This is a genomic window from uncultured Bacteroides sp., from assembly GCF_958445495.1.
Classification (GTDB): domain Bacteria; phylum Bacteroidota; class Bacteroidia; order Bacteroidales; family Bacteroidaceae; genus Bacteroides.
On record NZ_CAUCSQ010000053.1, the window covers coordinates 1 to 17,798 of the forward strand.

A 17,798-nucleotide genomic window follows, 5' to 3' on the forward strand; every position below is an offset into this window, starting at 1 on the left:
GAACCATATAAACAACTGTACTACAATATTTTAATTTATAGAACTCCTCTTAAGTGTAAAATCGCCAATTATTATACAAGATATGCTTGTTAGATTTATGAAAATCTTAACTTTGCGACTGATAATCTTAATACAATATATACCATGAGAAAATTATTTTCGTTTTTGATTGTCTTGTTTTTGTCGTTTCAACAAGTCATCCTAGCTACTACTGAAGAAACGGCGAGTGTGCCTGATTCCGTTTATCTTTTTTCATTCGCTACTTCCGGTGACGACGGGCGTAGCGGGCTTCGTTTCGCATGGAGTACGGATAAGGAACATTGGTTTGAAGTCGGCCGGAATTATGGATATCTTCGTTGCGATTACGGTCGTTGGGGGTCGCAGAAGAAAATGCTCAATCCCTGTTTGAAGCGGTTGCCCGGAGGAGAGTGGCTCTGTACATGGAAATTGAATGAACGTGACGGTTACGGTCAGGCCACGTCAAAAGACCTAATTTACTGGACCAGTCAGAAATATTCCCGTACCGTTCCGGATTTTGACGGGACGAGGATTAAAGCGATGATTGCCGGAGAAGAACAGACGGGAAGCGTCAACCGGGTGTCCTGGAGTCTGGTAGACGGATTGAACAAAAATTATGAATGGAACCAATACCGGAATGCTTTATTTGCAGAACGTCCGGTGCAGGATGGCGAACGTTTTGCCGGTTTGAAGCCGGTAGAGGCGACGGTTGTTGCCTGTCCTGAACGTTCGAAAGCTATCAGCAGCCTGTTGATGGGTGTTTTTTTTGAAGACATCAATTATTCGGCAGACGGCGGATTGTATGCCGAGCTTATCCAAAACCGTGATTTTGAGTATGACCCGTCGGACAGGGAAGGAGACCGGAATTGGAACAGCATTCATTCCTGGATGCTGAAAGGAGAGAAAGCGACTCTCGCCATCCGTACGGCCGACCCTATCCACGTGAATAATCCGCATTATGCCGTATTGACAATCGAACAGCCGGGAGCTACGTTGGAGAATGCAGGTTTCGATGGTATCGCATTGAATAACGGTGAGAAATACGACTTCTCTCTTTTCGCTCGTGTGCCGCAGGGAAAGTCCAATAAGCTACGGATACGCCTGGTAGACGGAAAAGGAAATGTATGTGGGGAAACTTCCCTGAACGTATCTTCTCGCCAATGGAAAACATATAAAGCAGTGATAACCGCTAAAGCCACGGCCGACACCCATCTCGAAATATTTCCCCAATCTGCCGGAGAACTGAATTTGGACATGGTTTCCCTCTTCCCGCAGAATACCTTCAAAGGACGTAAAAACGGGCTTCGCAAGGATTTGGCACAGACGATAGCCGATATCCATCCCCGTTTCATCCGTTTTCCCGGAGGATGTGTGGCTCATGGAGACGGTTTGAAAAATATCTACCGGTGGAAGAATACGGTCGGTCCGCTCGAAGCAAGAAAAGCACAACGTAACCTCTGGGGGTATCACCAGAGCATGGGCTTGGGATATTATGAATACTTCCAGTTTTGTGAAGATATCGGCGCAGAACCGCTTCCGGTGCTTGCCGCCGGCGTACCTTGCCAGAATTCGGCCTGTCACGGCGATTTAGGAGGGGGCCAGCAGGGAGGTATTCCGATGAGCGAGATGGATGCTTATATTCAGGACATCCTGGACCTGATAGAATGGGCGAACGGGGATGCGAAGAAGACAAAATGGGGAAAAGTGCGTGCAGAAGCCGGACATCCGAAACCCTTTAACCTGAAATATATCGGCATCGGCAATGAAGACCTTATTACCGATATCTTTGAAGAACGCTTTACGATGATATACCGCGCTATCCAGGAAAAACATCCGGAAATAACGGTCATAGGAACCGTAGGCCCCTTCAATGAAGGTACGGATTATGTGGAAGGATGGAAGCTGGCGGATAAGCTGGGCATTCCGATGGTGGACGAACACTATTACCAGTCGCCGGGATGGTTCCTGTACAATCAGGATTTCTATGATAAATACGACCGTGCGAAAAAGACAAAAGTATATTTGGGAGAATATGCCACCCACATACCGGGACGGAAATCGAATATGGAGACGGCGCTTACGGAAGCCCTTTATCTGACAGCTTTGGAACGTAACGGCGATGTGGTTTCCATGACCTCCTATGCTCCGCTGCTTGCTAAGGAAGGGCATACCCAGTGGAATCCGGATTTGATTTATTTCAATAACCGGGAGATACATCCCACTACGGGATATCATGTGCAGAAACTCTATGGGCAGAATGCCGGGGATGAGTACCTGCCTTCGGAAATCACCCTTGACAATCAGGACGACAAGGTACGGAAACGCTTTGCTTCCTCTATTGTTCGTGATTCGGAAAGCGGTGACGTGATTGTGAAGCTGGTTAACCTGCTTCCCGTGGAGGTAAATACTCATGTAGACCTTTCCAAAACCGGAACATTCCGGACTTCGGCGAAGCGGACTGTATTGGCTGGTAAGCCGTCGGATACTCCGTTGCCCGTTGAAGATACGGTGGAAATAGCTGAAAAGTTTGATTGCCGTTTGCCTGCCTATTCTTTTACGGTAATCCGGATAGAAAAAGAGAGTGAAAAATAATGTCGGACAAGTATGTCCTGATTAATTGGTATAATCGTACGAATAATATGAAAAAAATAATAAGTACCCTGTTGGTAAGCTTCTGCCTGCTTTCTTTGGCGGCACAGGATATAGTCGTAAAAGGTCCGGACGCAAAGTTACAGTTGGTCGTATCCGTTTCTTCTGCCGGTAGTTTTGGCTATTCCATTACATACAACGGGAAAAATATGCTGGAAAACTCCCCTTTGGGCATATATACGAACATAGGCGATTTTACAGAAGGAATGAAATTGACAGGACATGCCGTCAGGCCGATTGACACTGTTTATCGGCAGAGCCGCATCAAGGCTTCTCAGATTCATTACCAGGCGAACGAACTGGTATGTAATTTTGAGAATCCGAAAGGGCGGAAAATAGATATCGTTTTCCGGGTCAGCGACAATGACGTCGCCTTCCGTTACATCTTGCCGCGTCAGGATGGAAAAGGAAGTGTAACTGTCACCGCTGAGAAAACCGGTTTCCGTTTCCCGCAGCAGACCACGACTTTTTTGTGTCCGCAGAGTGATGCCATGATAGGCTGGAAACGTACCAAACCTAGTTATGAGGAAGAATATAAGGCGGACGCGCCTATGAGTGAACGGTCACAGTACGGGCATGGTTATACGTTCCCTTGCTTGTTCCGTATAGGAACCGACGGTTGGGTGCTGATAAGTGAGACCGGCGTGGATAGCCGCTATTGCGGTTCCCGTTTGAGCGATGTGAGTGAAGGCGACCTGTACACGGTCGCTTTCCCGATGGCGGAAGAGAACAACGGTAACGGTACTTCCGCCCCGGCGTTCGCACTTCCTGGCGCTACTCCTTGGCGTACCGTAACGGTCGGCGAAACGCTGAAACCGATTGTGGAGACGACAGTTACGTGGGATGTGGTAAGTCCTCTTTATGAGACGAAACATGATTACCGTTTTGGACGCGGGACTTGGAGTTGGATACTTTGGCAGGACGGCAGCATCAATTATGATGACCAGGTGAGATATGTGGACTTTGCCGCCGTTATGGGGTATGAATACGTGTTGATTGACAACTGGTGGGATACCCGTATCGGGCGTGACCGGATGAAGTCTCTAGTGGAATATGCCCGCAGCAAAGGCGTGGAATTGTTTTTATGGTACAGCTCTTCCGGCTATTGGAATGATATAGAGCAGGGTCCGATTAACCACATGGACAATGCTATTATCCGCAAGCGTGAGATGAAATGGCTGCAAAGTCTTGGAGTGAAAGGTATCAAGGTCGATTTCTTCGGCGGCGACAAGCAGGAGACAATGCGTCTGTATGAAGAGATTTTAAGTGATGCCGACGACCATGGCCTGATGGTAATTTTCCACGGTTGTACTTTGCCTCGCGGATGGGAACGTATGTATCCGAATTATGTGGGTAGTGAGGCGGTACTGGCATCTGAGAATCTGATTTTTAATCAGCATTTTTGTGACGATGAGGCTTTTAATGCCTGTTTGCATCCTTTCATCCGTAACACGGTGGGTTGCATGGAATTTGGCGGCTGTTTCCTGAACAAGCGGCTGAACCGCAACAATGACGGGGGAACCGTTCGTCGTACCACAGATGTGTTTCAGTTGGCTACTGCGGTGTTGTTCCAGAATCCCGTGCAGAACTTTGCACTCGCCCCCAACAACCTGAACGACGCTTCCGTCATTTGTCTGGATTTCATGAAAAAGGTTCCTACCACTTGGGATGAGACACGTTTCATTGATGGATATCCGGGAAAATATGTCGTTTTGGCGCGCCGTCACGGCGATACCTGGTATCTGGCGGCGGTAAATGCGGGGAAAGAGACATTAAAGCTGGAACTGAATTTGGACATGTTTACTGGAAAAACGGTTTCCTTGTATAAGGATGATAAGAAGAAAGAACCACAACTCGTGCCGTTGAAGGTGAAAAAAAACGGCAAGGTACAATTGGAAATACTTCCTCAGGGGGGAATCGTGTTGGTAAACGACTGAGCAGCCTTTCTTTTTGAACCTGCTATCCGATGATGTTGGTGATAAGGTTGATATGTTGACGAGGGGTTGAGTCCGGTTTTGAAAATTGAAAATCCGACGGGTTGGAATTTTTTTTAAAGTAATCCTCTTATTTCACCTGATATTTTTCTGAAGTTAAGGTTGAAATAAGGGGATTTTATTTTGCAGACAGGTTGTGATAGCAGTTGTTTCTTGTTTTCTTTTTCTGTTTTAAGAATCTCCGGTCGTATGATTATTCAGTTCATGGTGATGAAGATGGGATACTGGGCCAGGAAAAGGTCATAAGAAGAGTTGATTCCTTGTGGAACAAAAAGGTTCTGCGCGTGGTGAAAGCAATGCCTTAATGGTCACTGGGAATGGAGGATGAAATTAAAGTTGACTGCCTTCATGACAATCGTCATCTGTTTTTTCGTATGAGAATAATGGCGGGAAGGCTCATCATTTTAAGAGTTGTTTATTTACTCTAAAAGAAGTCGCCGCTCCGATAATGTGGTAATACCCGTCATATCGTTCTGATGGATATACACATTCTGCGGTGCGGTGGAGCTGACCGGTATGCATGCTGACATACAGGTTCATATTGCCGCTGCTGGGAATACGATTCTTCGTCAGGAAAATGTAGCGTATCAGGTTGTTACTCAATCTTTGTGAGGTATTGATGTCGGTGAACAGGAATTTTACCGGCATGTATGGCCGGTTTTGTCCTGAAACAGAAGAACAGGCAGGGTAATATCCGTATGTTTCTTAAGCTATTGGCGGTCATGGTTATATTTTCAAATTACTAAAATAAGAAAAGCCGGCTTGCACGGCTTTTCTTATTCTTAATTCTTGAAGAATCCGTTATCTTCCCATTTCCCGGTTTTCTGCGGTAATGCTGAGGCGGCACCGATATCAATCGGCAGCCATACTTCCATATCGCCTTCGCCGCGGTGTGCCCAGGCATAATAAGGAATCAGGGTCAGCTTTACGTCTTTAGTGGCTAGTTTCCCGTTCTTATCGTAGCTTAGGCTTTGGGCGTCAGTGGTGATTTGATTTATTCCGTAAAGAAGATCTGGCTTTTCAATGACTTTAAACTGAGGCCGCTGGTTGAGAAGTACAGTATGTATATTGCATTGATTGTCCGGCCATTCCGCACAATAGACTATCGGACCGCGTTCGACGGCGACACGTCCTCTGTCATCGGTCACCTTTTCGTTCGCTTTGACGATACGGGGAAGCATATCCAGACGGATTTCTATTACGTCTCCTTTTTTCCATTTACGTTCGATACTTAGATAGCCGTTATTCAGTTCGCCAAGGACTTCCTGGCCGTTCACAGTCACCCGATAGGCAGGTTTTTGGGTGTCGGCATAGGTGTATAGGTCGCTTGGAAGCACTTCATTGCGTACCCATCCCGGAATGCGGAGTTTCAGGGTGAACTTCTGGCTGCCTTTCGTTACTTTTACGCGGATGTCCCCGTTCCAGGGATAACCGGTCTCCTGTTCCAAGACAATCTTTTTCTGATTGACTTTCAATTCGGCTTTGTTGGAAAGGTACAGATTGACATATACCTGGTTGTCTTTAATCGCATAAACATAGCCGGGAAGCGATGGGATGAAACGGCTGATGTTGGAAGGGCAGCAGGCACAGCCAAACCACGGTTTGCGGCTGTAGCCACCATTAGAAGCTAGCGGATTGGGGTAGAAGAAAGAACCTCCGTCCAAGGATACCCCGGAGATTAATCCATTGTATAGCGTGCGCTCCAATACGTCGAAATATTTGGCATCGCCGTGGAGCAGGAATAGGCGGTAGTTCATATATACGTTGCCGATGGCTGCACAAGTCTCGCAATAGGCGGAGAGGTTGGGCAGTTCGTAATTGTTGCCGAAGGCTTCTCCGGCGTGGCGTGCGCCTATACCGCCCGTGATATAGATTTTCTTGGAAATGATATTGTCCCAAATCCTGTCAATTGCTTTGATATAGCTGCTGTCTCCAGTGATTGCTGCCACATCCGCCATGCCTGAATACATGTAAGCTGCACGTACGGCGTGTCCCACGGCTTCGTCCTGCTCCACTACAGGTTTGTGCGCCTGGCTGTAAGCGTCTTTTCGGCTGGTATGGCCGCGTGCGTCCAGGAAAAACTTGGCTTGGTCGAGGTATTTTTTGTCACCTGTCACCAGATATAGTTTAGCAAGTGCCATTTCCGCTATCTGGTGTCCCGGAACTAGTCTTTTTTGTTTCGGTTCATTTCCTATTTCCCGGCAGACACAGTCGGCGTATTTGATGGCGATGTCAAGGAAATTACGTTTGCCTGTGGCTTGGTAATGCGCGATGGCACCCTCTATCATGTGTCCCAGATTGTAGAACTCATGGCTGAGGTTTTCTACGACCGACCAGCGTTCTTTTCCCGCCCAGTTGTGCGGATGTGCAGGATTCATCGTGCGGGCGGTGTACAGATAACCGTCTGGTTCCTGGGCGGCGGCGACGATGATGAGTACGCTGTCAATGTATTTTTGCAGTTTCTTGTCCGGATAGGTTTGGAGGGAATAGCTGGCACCTTCGATGGTCTTGTAAACGTCCGTGTCGTCGAAGGGGAAACCTTCCACTTTGTATGTTTCGCCGGGATGGGCCGCCTTTATAAAATTCTCATATCTTCCGGTTTCTTCACATTTGCTGAATGCCAGGGGTATCGTGACTTCCCGGCTTGCCTTGAGGCGTTGTCCCCAAAAAGTGTCGGTCACTGTGACGGAGGTGAAGGGGACTGGGTCTATCGGATATCCATGGTTGAGTTGTGCATTCCCTGCCATGCAGGTAAAGGTGAGTAATACGGTAATCAGTACATTTTTCATTTGGTATTATTTTTTATTACTATGTTGTGATGGTTGGATTTTGCAAGTAAAAGGAATATCTGTGGAACCGGAGCTTTGTATTTTAATCAAATATAGGAGGAAATCCGACCTTTTTATAAATAAGTGACCGGATTTTCCCTTTCTTTTGAATCGCCCCCCTTTGTCTTTATATTTTTCGATGAGACTAAAAAGTCTGTCAGGGCGTAGGTGTTATTTGTTTGATAGTTCCGTCTTCGTTAAACTCCATCCGGTCCATACAGACTTCGCGATGCCATCCCGGTCCGTGCTCCAGATACTCTTTATTAATACGATGATACACAATAAACCACTTATCTCTCTTGTTTGGAATTTGAATGACTGAACAGTGTGCCGGGCCGTAAATTTCGTCTTTAGGAGATTGTATGAGGATAATCGGTTTATCGGCAACGCGGATGGGACCCAGTGGTGAGTCGCTGGTTCCGTAAGCTACGTGATAGTTGGGCGACCCCGTGTCGTCAACGGACCACAGGAAGTAGTAGATTCCTTTCCGGTAGAATACGTAGGGAGCTTCCCGGAAAGCGTGTGTCTGGAGGGTCCCGCCTTCCGGAGTCATCACTTTGATTGTTGCTTCTTTGACGGACAGCATGTCATTGTTCAACTCGGCACCTGCCATGTAGCCGTTACCCCAATAGAGATAGCTCTTACCGGATACGGGGTCGGTGAATACGTCCACATCGATTTGCTGCCCGTGTCCCGTAGGGGATGAAGTGACAATCGGTTTTCCTGAATCGGTGAAAGGTCCGGTCGGGGAATCCGCTGTAGCCACTCCGATTTGTTTTCCTTTGTCGGTGACAGGATTGGCACTATAATAGAAGAAGTATTTGTATTTTCCATCGATTTCCTTCTCTTCGATACAGGGAGCCCATGCATTACCGTTCGCCCATGATGCGTCTTTTTGCATGTCCAATATGACTTTTTCTTCTTTCCAGTTTTTCAGGTTTTTTGAAGAAAAAACTTTGAAATAACTTCCTCCCCAGCCGGGAAAGCCGTCACTTGTGGGGTAAATGTAGTAACACCGGGTCTGGTGGGAATACAGGATTTCAGGGTCGGCATGGAAGCCGGGCAGCACGGGATTATGCATTTTTTTGTTTTGCGGTGTTGCTTGTGCCGTTCCGATAAGGAGCAGGCTTGCCGCTAAAAGGAATTTTACAGAAAAATGTTTCATGTGTTTGAGGTATTGGTTAATATTTTGTTTTGCAAAGATAGGAGATATTTGGAGTCGAAATGGTTGTTTATCCGTCAAAGAGGGTGGAATATCAATCATAAAGAGGCGGATAATCTAAATTTAGACCTTTATGATTGTAATTTGGACGTTCTTTTGTTTATTAAGGCTTATTTTTGCAATGATATTTGAAATCATGAACGTTACTGCTTTATTTTTACCATGAGAACAGAATTGGTCGTATTTTTTCTTATTTTGTGCCTGTCCGCCGGTCGGTTACAGGCGGAAAATGGTGTGAGGTGCCCTGTTGGAGAGGGATATCAGGTAACTGCTGAAGGGGCGTGGTGTTGGTTTGCCGACCCGCGGGCCGTACATTATGAAAATGAGGAGGGAACTATCAACAAAACGTATATCGGTTATATTGATGTGCACGGTAATATAAAGGCCATGCAGTATGACTTTATCCGACACAGGCAGGATGAGGTTCTGGTCCGTTCATGGTTTCAGCCGGATGACCACAATAATCCTACCTTTCTGATTTTGCCCGACGAACGGGTCATGATATTCTATTCAAGACATACGGATGAGCCTTGTTTCTACTACCGGGTTTCCCGCTTTCCTGGTGACATTACCACATTAGGAGAGGAGAAGGTGATTCAAACGGAGCATAATACGACTTATCCTTCTCCTTTTATTTTATCGGACGATTCCGATCATATTTACTTGTGCTGGCGCGGTATTGGCTGGCATCCTACTATAGCTAGGTTGTCGTTACCCGATGAGAAAGACGATGTTAGAATCGTATGGGGGCCTTATCAGATGGTGCAGTCTACCGGCGCGCGCCCTTATGCCAAATATATGTCGAACGGGAAGGATAAGATTTATTTTTCTTATACTACTGGGCATCCGGATAATGAGAATCCGAACTTCCTGTACTTCAATTATATAAATATCCGTACGTTGCAACTGGAAGATGTGAAAGGTAATGTTCTCTCGACCATTGCGGACGGTCCGTTTAGGGTGGATAAGGGTACGGATTATGCGGCCCGCTATCCTCATACGCTGGTGGATAGCCCGTCGGAGCGTGATTGGGTGTGGCAGGTAGCTTCCGACAAGGAGGGGAATCCGGTGGTGGCTATGGTGCGTATCAGTACCGATAAGGTTTCTCATGACTATTATTATGCGAAATGGGACGGCTGTGAGTGGAAAAAGACGTTTCTTGCTAATGCGGGAGGTCATTTTCACCAGAGTCCGGATTTGGAAAAGTGTTACAGTGCAGGAATGGCGATAGATCCGGGGGATACCTGTCGGGTGTATTGTTCGTTGCCTGTTGAGGGGAAATATGGCAAAATGTATGAGATTGTTAGGTTTACTTTGGACGGGGAGGGAAGAGTTGTTTCGAAAGAGGCAGTTACACGAGACTCACGGCAGAATAATGTTCGTCCTTATGTGATTCCCGCTTCGGAAGGTACGCCGTTGAGGTTGGCGTGGATGCGGGGTGATTATTACGATTGGATTGTCAGCTCCCGCTATCCGAAAGGGTATTGTACCGGCGTTGTTTGTGATTTTAAGGGTTTTCCGGCTGTGAAAGAGCAAGGCGGTTCCATCGGGGACGGGGATTTCCGGTTTGACCCGGAACGGGCTTTTGTACTGGAGCGGACTGTCAAGCTGGATACGGACTGTTACTGGGGGTGTCTGTTAAAACTCGGTTCGTTGGAATACTATCTGAACGGGGAGACGATGAAACCTGAGGTAAGGTATGAAGGGAAGGTTTACCCCAGTATGAATGTGCTTGGAACGTCAGATTGCTGGAAGACGGCGGAACGTGAGACGGGCGGGAAATGGTATCTCCCGCAGAAGTATAGGAGTTTCCGGTTGAGGATGGAATACGGCCAAGGGGTGTTGTGTATATATGTCAATGGATTGCTGGACCAGAAGATTAATCTTATGCGGAAAGAGGTATTTACCTTGCGGCGACCGGATTACCGGAAGAGCCCTTATACGGGAATGACACGGGAACATTGGATACAAGCCGGGGAATATCTGCTGAAAGGTGCATTCGGTTATATCCGTACATTGGATGACCCAATGTATTTCCCGAAACAATTGGAAAAGACATATCCGAAGAATGACGGGCAGATTCCTGTCGCGAAGTTGGAAGGGCTCGCCCGGACACTGTTTATTGCCGCACCTCTCTTGAAGAATAATCCGGATTTGATGATGAACGGGATAAAAGTGGCGGATTATTACCGTCATCAGTTGGCGAGTATTTCCAATCCGGAAAGTGACAACTATATCCCGCACCGTAAGGGAGGGCCGAGTCAGACATTGTTGGAACTGGGTTCTCTGGCTATTTCGATGGAAGCGGCCCGTGAGATTTTGTGGGAGCCTTTGACCAAGGTGCAGAAGGATGCGCTGGCGGCGACTATGCTGAGTTACGGAGAAGGGCCGACAATCGGTTCCAACTGGATGTTCTTTAATGTGTTTATATTGAGTTTCCTGAAAGAACAGGGGTATACGGTCGATGAAGGTTACCTGGAATCGAATCTGAAGAAATTGCTGGCGCGTTATCGTGGCGAGGGATGGTACAATGATGCTCCTGCCTACGATTATTATAGTGCATGGGCTTATCAGACATACGGTCCCATCTGGGCGGAGATGTTCGGTAAGAGGCAGTTCCCGGAACTGGCGCGGCAATTTCTGGCGAATCAGCACGATATGGCGGTCAATTATCCGTATATGTTTAGCCGGGAAGGGCGGATGAATATGTGGGGAAGGAGTATCTGTTATCGTTTTGCGGCAGTGGCTCCGCTGGCTTTGCTGGAGTATGACCGGAGCGGTGAGGTGAATTACGGTTGGATGAGGAGGATTGCTTCCGCTACCTTGCTGCAATTCCTGGAAAGGCCGGAGTTTCTGGAGGACGGCGTTCCGACAATGGGGTTTTACGGTCCTTTTGCGCCTGCAGTTCAGATTTACAGTTGCCGGGGAAGTGTCTATTGGTGTGGAAAGGCTTTCCTGAGTTTGTTGTTGCCGGAAGACGCGGAGTTCTGGACTGCTACGGAAAATAACGGACCGTGGGAGAAGGAACTGGAGAAAGGGAAGGTTTACAATAAGTTCCAGCCCGCAACGAATCTTTTAATTACGGACTATCCGAACTGCGGCGGTGCGGAGATGCGTTCGTGGTGTCATGAAACGGTGGCCGGCGACTGGCAAAAGTTCCGCAGTTCGGAGAATTATAATAAACTTGCTTATCATACTGAATTTCCGTGGATGGCGGACGGGAAGAACGGAGAGATATCCATGAATTACGGGACCCGGAACAGGGAAGGCCGGTGGGAGGTGTTGCGTCTTTATACGTTCAAAGGGTTTGAAGACGGTGTGTATCGCCGGGATGCAGTGCTTGAGACGGACAGCACTGTGAAGTATCAGTTGGCGGACATACCTTTGCCGGACGGCACTCTACGGGTGGACAGGATTACGGTATCCGAACCTGCCGAGATTTGTCTGGGGCATTATTCCCTGCCATGTCCGGAGGCGGGTATTCGGGAGACACATCGCCGGGCGGGCGGACAGGAGTTTCCGGTGCTTTCTGACGGATCTTACGAGTTAGCGATGATACCGTTGGCCGGTTGGCGGAAGGTGTATGCCGTATATCCGGAGGGATTGCATCCGGTAAGTGAAAAGTGTGCGTTGCTGATGGCATCCGACAGGTTGGAAGCGGGCAGTAAAATCTATGTCACTCTCCAGCTTTGGAAGAGAAAGGATGACGGGAAAGGCTTTACTGAAAAGGAGCTGAACCCGGTGGAGTCGGTAGAGGTCTCGGAAAACCGGAAAAGTGTCACCATCCGTTTGGCTACTGGGGAGGTAAAGATTGTACGGTTTGATGAATGAGTGCGTACGTTTATTGAATGGTCAAATAAGTGGAATCCGGATTGATTTCGTATATACTGAAAGGAAAATGGTTGTTTTGTATCCCTTTTTGACACATAATTGAACTTGTCCTTAGGGAGGATACGATATCTTTGCAGACGAAATTCTTAAAATAATATCATGAAACTGGATAGATGCATGTTACTGCTGTTCATAGCAATTCTGCTGATTCCTTCGTTGGAGGTGTCAGCGCAGAAGGAGAAATTAGTGAAAACCGGGAAGAATACGGAATTTATACCCGGAGAAGTGTGGAAGGATACGGATGGAAATCCGATTAATGCTCATGGCGGTGGTCTTCTCTACCATGACGGTACTTATTATTGGTATGGCGAATATAAAAAGGGAAAAACGGTTTTGCCGGACTGGGCCACTTGGGAATGCTATCGTACGGATGTGACCGGGGTAAGCTGCTATTCTTCCAAAGATTTGCTGAACTGGAAGTTCGAAGGTATCGTGCTTCCGGCTGTGAAGGACGACCCGGAGCATGACTTGCATCCATCTAAGGTATTGGAGCGTCCGAAAGTGATTTATAATAAGAAAACGGGGAAGTTCGTGATGTGGGCGCATGTGGAAAGTGCGGATTACAGTAAAGCTTGTGCCGGAGTGGCGGTTTCCGATTCCCCCACCGGTATGTTTACCTATTTGGGAAGTTTCCGGCCGAATAATGCTATGAGTCGTGACCAGACCGTTTTTGTAGATGATGACGGTCGCGCCTATCAGTTTTATTCATCGGAAAACAACGAAACGATGTATATCAGCCTTCTGACGGACGACTACTTGAAACCGAGCGGACGCTTTACACGTAATTTCGTGAAGAAATCCAGAGAAGCTCCGGCAGTATTCAAGTACGATGGGAAATACTATATGCTCAGTTCCGGCTGTACGGGCTGGGACCCGAATGTCGCCGAACTTGCAGTAGCCGATTCGATTATGGGTGAGTGGAAAACAATCGGTAATCCGTGTACAGGTAGGGATGCCGACAAGACATTTTACGCGCAGAGTACTTACGTACAACCGATTGTAGGAAAAAAGGATGCTTATATCGCCATGTTCGACCGTTGGAAAAAGAAAGACTTGGAAGATTCCCGTTATGTGTGGTTACCTGTGGTGATAAAGGAAGGAAGCGTCATGATTCCTTGGTATGAGAAGTGGAACTTGTCCCTTTTCGGTAAATAAAAAAGGATGGGTATGAAACGGATATTGCTGTTGCTTTGCGGGATAATGCTGGCCTCTGCCGGGGGCTATTCGCAACACCTGGTAGAAGTGGGGAAGGGGTATAGCAGTACGTCGGTCAATACGACGGTGTTCCGCAATAATTCCCTGATTACTTACGGAGACGAACAATATATCAGTTATTATGATGCCGAAGGATATCTAGTGCTGGGAAAACGGAAATTGGAGTCGGAACGGTGGACATTGCAGCGCACTCAGTACCGGGGAAACGTGAAGGACGCCCATAACATTATTAGTATGACGGTGGACGGGGAAGGGTATCTGCATGTCTCTTTCGACCATCACGGACATCCGCTGAACTATTGCCGGAGTGTGGCTCCCGGTGTTTTGGAACTGGGAGATAAGATGCCGATGACCGGAATTGATGAAGAGAATGTCACCTATCCGGAGTTTTACCCTTTGGCGGGAGGGGATTTGCTGTTTGTCTACCGCTCCGGATCTTCCGGGCGGGGTAATCTGGTGATGAACCGCTATTCGTTGAAAGAACGTAAGTGGATACGGGTGCAGGACGTGTTGATAGATGGAGAAGACAAGAGGAATGCCTACTGGCAGTTGTATGTCGACGAGAGGGGAACGATTCATCTCTCGTGGGTATGGCGCGAGACGTGGCATGTAGAGACGAACCATGACATTTGTTATGCCCGCTCCTTCGATAACGGAATGACCTGGTACAAGTCGGACGGGACGAAATACGACCTTCCTATAAAATTATCGAATGCGGAATATGCGTGCCGGTTGCCGCAGAATTGCGAGTTGATTAACCAGACGAGCATGAGTGCCGATGCGGGAGGAAATCCCTATATCGCTACTTATTGGAGAGAGCCGGACAGCGATGTGCCGCAATACCGAGTGGTCTGGAACGACGGGAAAAAGTGGTGCTATCGGCAGGTTACCGAACGAAAGACCCCGTTTACATTGAAAGGCGGGGGAACGAAAATGATTCCTGTTGCCCGTCCCCGTATCGTTGTGGAGAAAGGGGAAGTTTTCTATATTTTCCGTGACGAAGAGCGGGGAAGCCGCGTCTCCATGGCTCATACCGCTGATGTTGATACGGGGCAGTGGACAGTGACCGACCTGACGGACTTTCCGGTGGAGGCATGGGAACCCTCTCATGATACGGAGCTTTGGAAAGAGCGGCGGAAACTGCACCTCTTTGTCCAGCATACCCGTCAGGGCGATGGAGAACGTATTTCGGAAATCGAACCCCAGATGGTGTATGTTTTAGAAATGGATTTACATACGAAGCAATAAGATATGGGAAATTATATACTGCTTTTTATCGGCGTTTTTAATTGGAAGTGCAACTCTTTCATTGGTTGCGGCGATGAAGACACGGAAGCGTCGAAGGAAGTGCTCGGCATCATTCACAGGATAAACGGATATTGGCAGACGAATCATCCCGAACATGGCTGTTCTTTTGGGGATAATACCGTTTATCACACAGGTAACATGGAGGCTTATTTCCTGACGGGGAAATTGGAGTATTTGGAATATTCGAAAAAGTGGGTGGAACATAACAAATGGAAAGGGGCCGAATCCGATAATAAGACCAACTGGAAATACAGTTACGGGGAAAGCGACGATTATGTGCTTTTTATGGTGATGCCGGTGACGGATAAGTATCGTCAGGAATACATCAGTCGTTTCCGTACGCAGGCGAAATCAGTGGCGGTTGCCAGCCATCCGAAGGATATTGGGTGTGCAGTATGCTCGACCCGAAACATGCGTCCGGACCGGAAACGAGCAGGACAGCCTTTTTCGCTTACGGTTTGCAATGGGGAATAAACAGCAGTTTCCTCGATTCCAGGCAATACCAGCCGATAGTTGAAAAGGCTTGGAAATATCTTTCGATAGTGGCTTTGCAACTTGACGGGAAAGTTGGATATGTACAGCCTATCAGTGAAAAGGCAATCCCCGGACAGATAGTGGACGCCAATTCCACTTCGAATTTCGGAGTCGGTGCTTTCTTAATCTGGCGGCTTGCGAATGGGTGCGTTATTTGAATGCCAGCAAGTCGCGTACGATTACGGAGGTTGGAAACTAATTCAGCATCAGGCTCATATAAGGATTTAACGGTTGGAGGATTTTGTTTGTCAACTCATTGATATTCATTTGTATGTGCGCACCGGGCAAACGCTCGGTGCTGTACATACATTTTCCTTTATATAAATAATAGTATCCGTTGTTCGCGGACAACTGTTTATCTGAGAGTTCCAACTGCATCTCGTCGTTCGGGAAAACGGAAGTGTATAGCTGTAATACTTCTTTGGCGTTGATGATGCGTGCCATTCCCAAGGTCTGTTGAGGCAGTCCGTTTTCGGGAGGCAACAGAAGAGTCATCTGGTTGCAGCCTGTATGTTGCCTGATATGGTATAACAGACTGTGTTCAGCATCTTTGGTCTCTGCAACGAGTTCGTTGATGAGGATGTGTTCGTCTCTCCGGTAGGCGATGGCAACTCCCTGTATTCCGTCACTCTCTGCGACGAGCAGGTATCCGTTACTGACGGCAAGGTCTGCCATGATTACTTGAAAATCTTCCGCGGTATGTTGGACGCAGTTAGGGCGCTCGGCAAGTTTCCTGTTCAAGTAGGAGTAAACCTCTTCTCGGTAATCGGATATGATACTGACCGAAATATCTTTGGAAGGGATGAATTCCGGGAGGATAATTTCTTTGGCCGAATACCGGAACACCGGAGCATATCCCATGCGTGCGTAATAGTCAAACAGCCAGGGTTCGGCAGGTATCAGCGTGCTGAAATAAACCTTGTTTTGTAACATCCGGGTGAGAGCTTGCGATAGAAGCTGGCGCATGACGCCCCTCTCCCTGAAATCAGGATGCGTACAGGCACCGGATATGTAAGACATGGCTACTTCCTTGCCACAGAAGTTTATTGAGTAAGGGAGTGTCTGGAGGGCGGAAATGACTTCATCACCGCTCTTGATAGCTATATTTATTTCACTTTTGTACCGTAGTTTGAAATACATCTCGATAAACTCATCACTGTCATCGAAACATAACTTCCATAATGCTTTTACTTTTTCTTTTGTTACCATACTGAACATTTTACCATTTTACCATATCCATCGGGCTGTCTTGAAGGCAAGCCATATATTTGGGAAGGATGATAGCCGGCTGATAAGAGAGTTTGGCTTTACGCAAACCTTCAATGCCCAAGTCCTCCTCCCGGTTGATATAAAGATATTGTTCGGGAATATGGTTGGCGAATTCGTAATTAATCATGGCGTAAGCCCCTTCGATGCCGGTGTCCGCTTTTTCCACATGTACGCCGAATGTTTCGTTGTTGATAGGCATGCCGAAAGTGAACGCGACAATTTTGCCATTGACATGCAGAATGCCTCCCGTCAGTCCGAGTGCCTCGAAGTTATGGAGCGCATAAATAAGTGCGCGGCGTTCATTACCCGTTCCTTCCTGCTGGTCACAGTCATTCGCCTTGTACCATTCAGCTTCCAGCTCCATGCATTCCCGGATGCGTTCAGGGGTTATGGGTGCATATTCGTAGTCGGGATACATATTGCGGAATCGGTTGATATGGTTCCGTTTTGCTTGGAATTTTTTCCCTTTCAATGTCGCAAGGTCACTCCTCAGGTAGATGTAGTCCGCATAATCGCGGTCTTCCGTAAAAATGAAGCGTTCGGGCAGGAGAGTTTCAAGCTCGGTGCGCATATTGCTGCAAACTCCCAGCATGCAAAAGCGCTGGCTTTCCTTGCGGGCGTCTTCTATCAACTCGTGCAACATGGCTTTCAGGTCGCCGGTTCCTACGGGCATCATGTACGCCAGTTGTTCTCCGGCCCAAAATTTGAATACCAGGAAGTTGCCGGTTACTGCAAATTGAGTATTATACAAAAATCTCCAACTGCAAAGGTTGGAAAACGAGAGGTCGCAGTTGCGGCGATCACTTTTCATTGTAAATGAGGTAATCGTGTCTTTATCTGCCAGTGTGATATCTTTAAATGAAATCATGA

General features: G+C 47.5%; 10 protein-coding genes and 1 pseudogene. 6 read left to right on the top strand and 5 right to left on the bottom strand.

Annotated elements, in window-relative coordinates:
- Positions 1 to 144: 144 nt before the first annotated feature.
- Both Q5076_RS14830 and Q5076_RS14835 read left to right on the top strand, forming a co-directional pair.
- The gene (locus tag Q5076_RS14830) at positions 145 to 2,610 is read left to right on the top strand and encodes an alpha-L-arabinofuranosidase C-terminal domain-containing protein (protein ID WP_303014384.1); all 2,466 of its coding nucleotides are present in this window, start codon (positions 145 to 147) and stop codon (positions 2,608 to 2,610) included.
- 47 nt (positions 2,611 to 2,657) lie between these two features.
- Positions 2,658 to 4,604: a glycoside hydrolase family 97 protein gene (locus Q5076_RS14835; protein WP_303014385.1), complete on the top strand. Its 1,947-nt coding sequence runs from the start codon at positions 2,658 to 2,660 to the stop codon at positions 4,602 to 4,604.
- A 456-nt stretch (positions 4,605 to 5,060) separates the two neighbouring features.
- On the opposite strand, the gene Q5076_RS14840 is transcribed toward Q5076_RS14835, so the two are convergent.
- The 3 genes from Q5076_RS14840 to Q5076_RS14850 all read right to left on the bottom strand — a co-directional run bounded on the left by Q5076_RS14840 (position 5,061) and on the right by Q5076_RS14850 (position 8,654).
- Positions 5,061 to 5,309 carry a hypothetical protein gene (locus Q5076_RS14840; protein ID WP_303014386.1) on the bottom strand — a complete coding sequence of 83 codons (249 nt, stop codon included), beginning with the start codon at positions 5,307 to 5,309 and terminating at the stop codon, positions 5,061 to 5,063.
- A 134-nt stretch (positions 5,310 to 5,443) separates the two neighbouring features.
- Positions 5,444 to 7,450: a glycoside hydrolase family 127 protein gene (locus Q5076_RS14845; RefSeq protein ID WP_303014387.1), complete on the bottom strand. Its 2,007-nt coding sequence runs from the start codon at positions 7,448 to 7,450 to the stop codon at positions 5,444 to 5,446.
- Between the two features lie 196 nt (positions 7,451 to 7,646).
- Entirely contained in the window at positions 7,647 to 8,654 is a 1,008-nt protein-coding gene (locus Q5076_RS14850) for a family 43 glycosylhydrolase (protein WP_303014388.1), read from the bottom strand.
- Between the two features lie 219 nt (positions 8,655 to 8,873).
- Here Q5076_RS14850 and Q5076_RS17910 point away from each other — a divergent pair, with 219 nt between their 5' ends.
- The 4 genes and pseudogenes from Q5076_RS17910 to Q5076_RS14875 all read left to right on the top strand — a co-directional run bounded on the left by Q5076_RS17910 (position 8,874) and on the right by Q5076_RS14875 (position 15,858).
- Positions 8,874 to 12,542, top strand: coding sequence for a DUF2264 domain-containing protein (locus tag Q5076_RS17910; protein ID WP_368389385.1), 3,669 nt, complete (start codon positions 8,874 to 8,876; stop codon positions 12,540 to 12,542).
- 159 nt (positions 12,543 to 12,701) lie between these two features.
- On the top strand, positions 12,702 to 13,757 hold the full coding sequence (locus tag Q5076_RS14865; RefSeq protein WP_303014389.1) for a glycoside hydrolase family 43 protein: 1,056 nt from the start codon (positions 12,702 to 12,704) through the stop codon (positions 13,755 to 13,757).
- Between the two features lie 12 nt (positions 13,758 to 13,769).
- Positions 13,770 to 15,065, top strand: a complete 1,296-nt coding sequence (locus tag Q5076_RS14870) for a BNR repeat-containing protein (protein ID WP_303014390.1) — start codon at positions 13,770 to 13,772, stop codon at positions 15,063 to 15,065.
- Between the two features lie 40 nt (positions 15,066 to 15,105).
- Positions 15,106 to 15,858, top strand: a pseudogene (locus Q5076_RS14875) (glycoside hydrolase family 88 protein).
- Here Q5076_RS14875 and eis read toward each other — a convergent pair.
- Both eis and Q5076_RS14885 read right to left on the bottom strand, forming a co-directional pair.
- Entirely contained in the window at positions 15,855 to 16,868 is a 1,014-nt protein-coding gene (gene eis / locus Q5076_RS14880; RefSeq protein WP_303014391.1) for an enhanced intracellular survival protein Eis, read from the bottom strand. The pseudogene Q5076_RS14875 and the gene eis sit on opposite strands and share 4 nt — an antisense overlap.
- 10 nt (positions 16,869 to 16,878) lie before the next feature.
- The gene (locus tag Q5076_RS14885) at positions 16,879 to 17,796 is read right to left on the bottom strand and encodes a DUF2156 domain-containing protein (RefSeq protein ID WP_303014393.1); all 918 of its coding nucleotides are present in this window, start codon (positions 17,794 to 17,796) and stop codon (positions 16,879 to 16,881) included.
- Between the last annotated feature and the right edge of the window lie 2 nt (positions 17,797 to 17,798).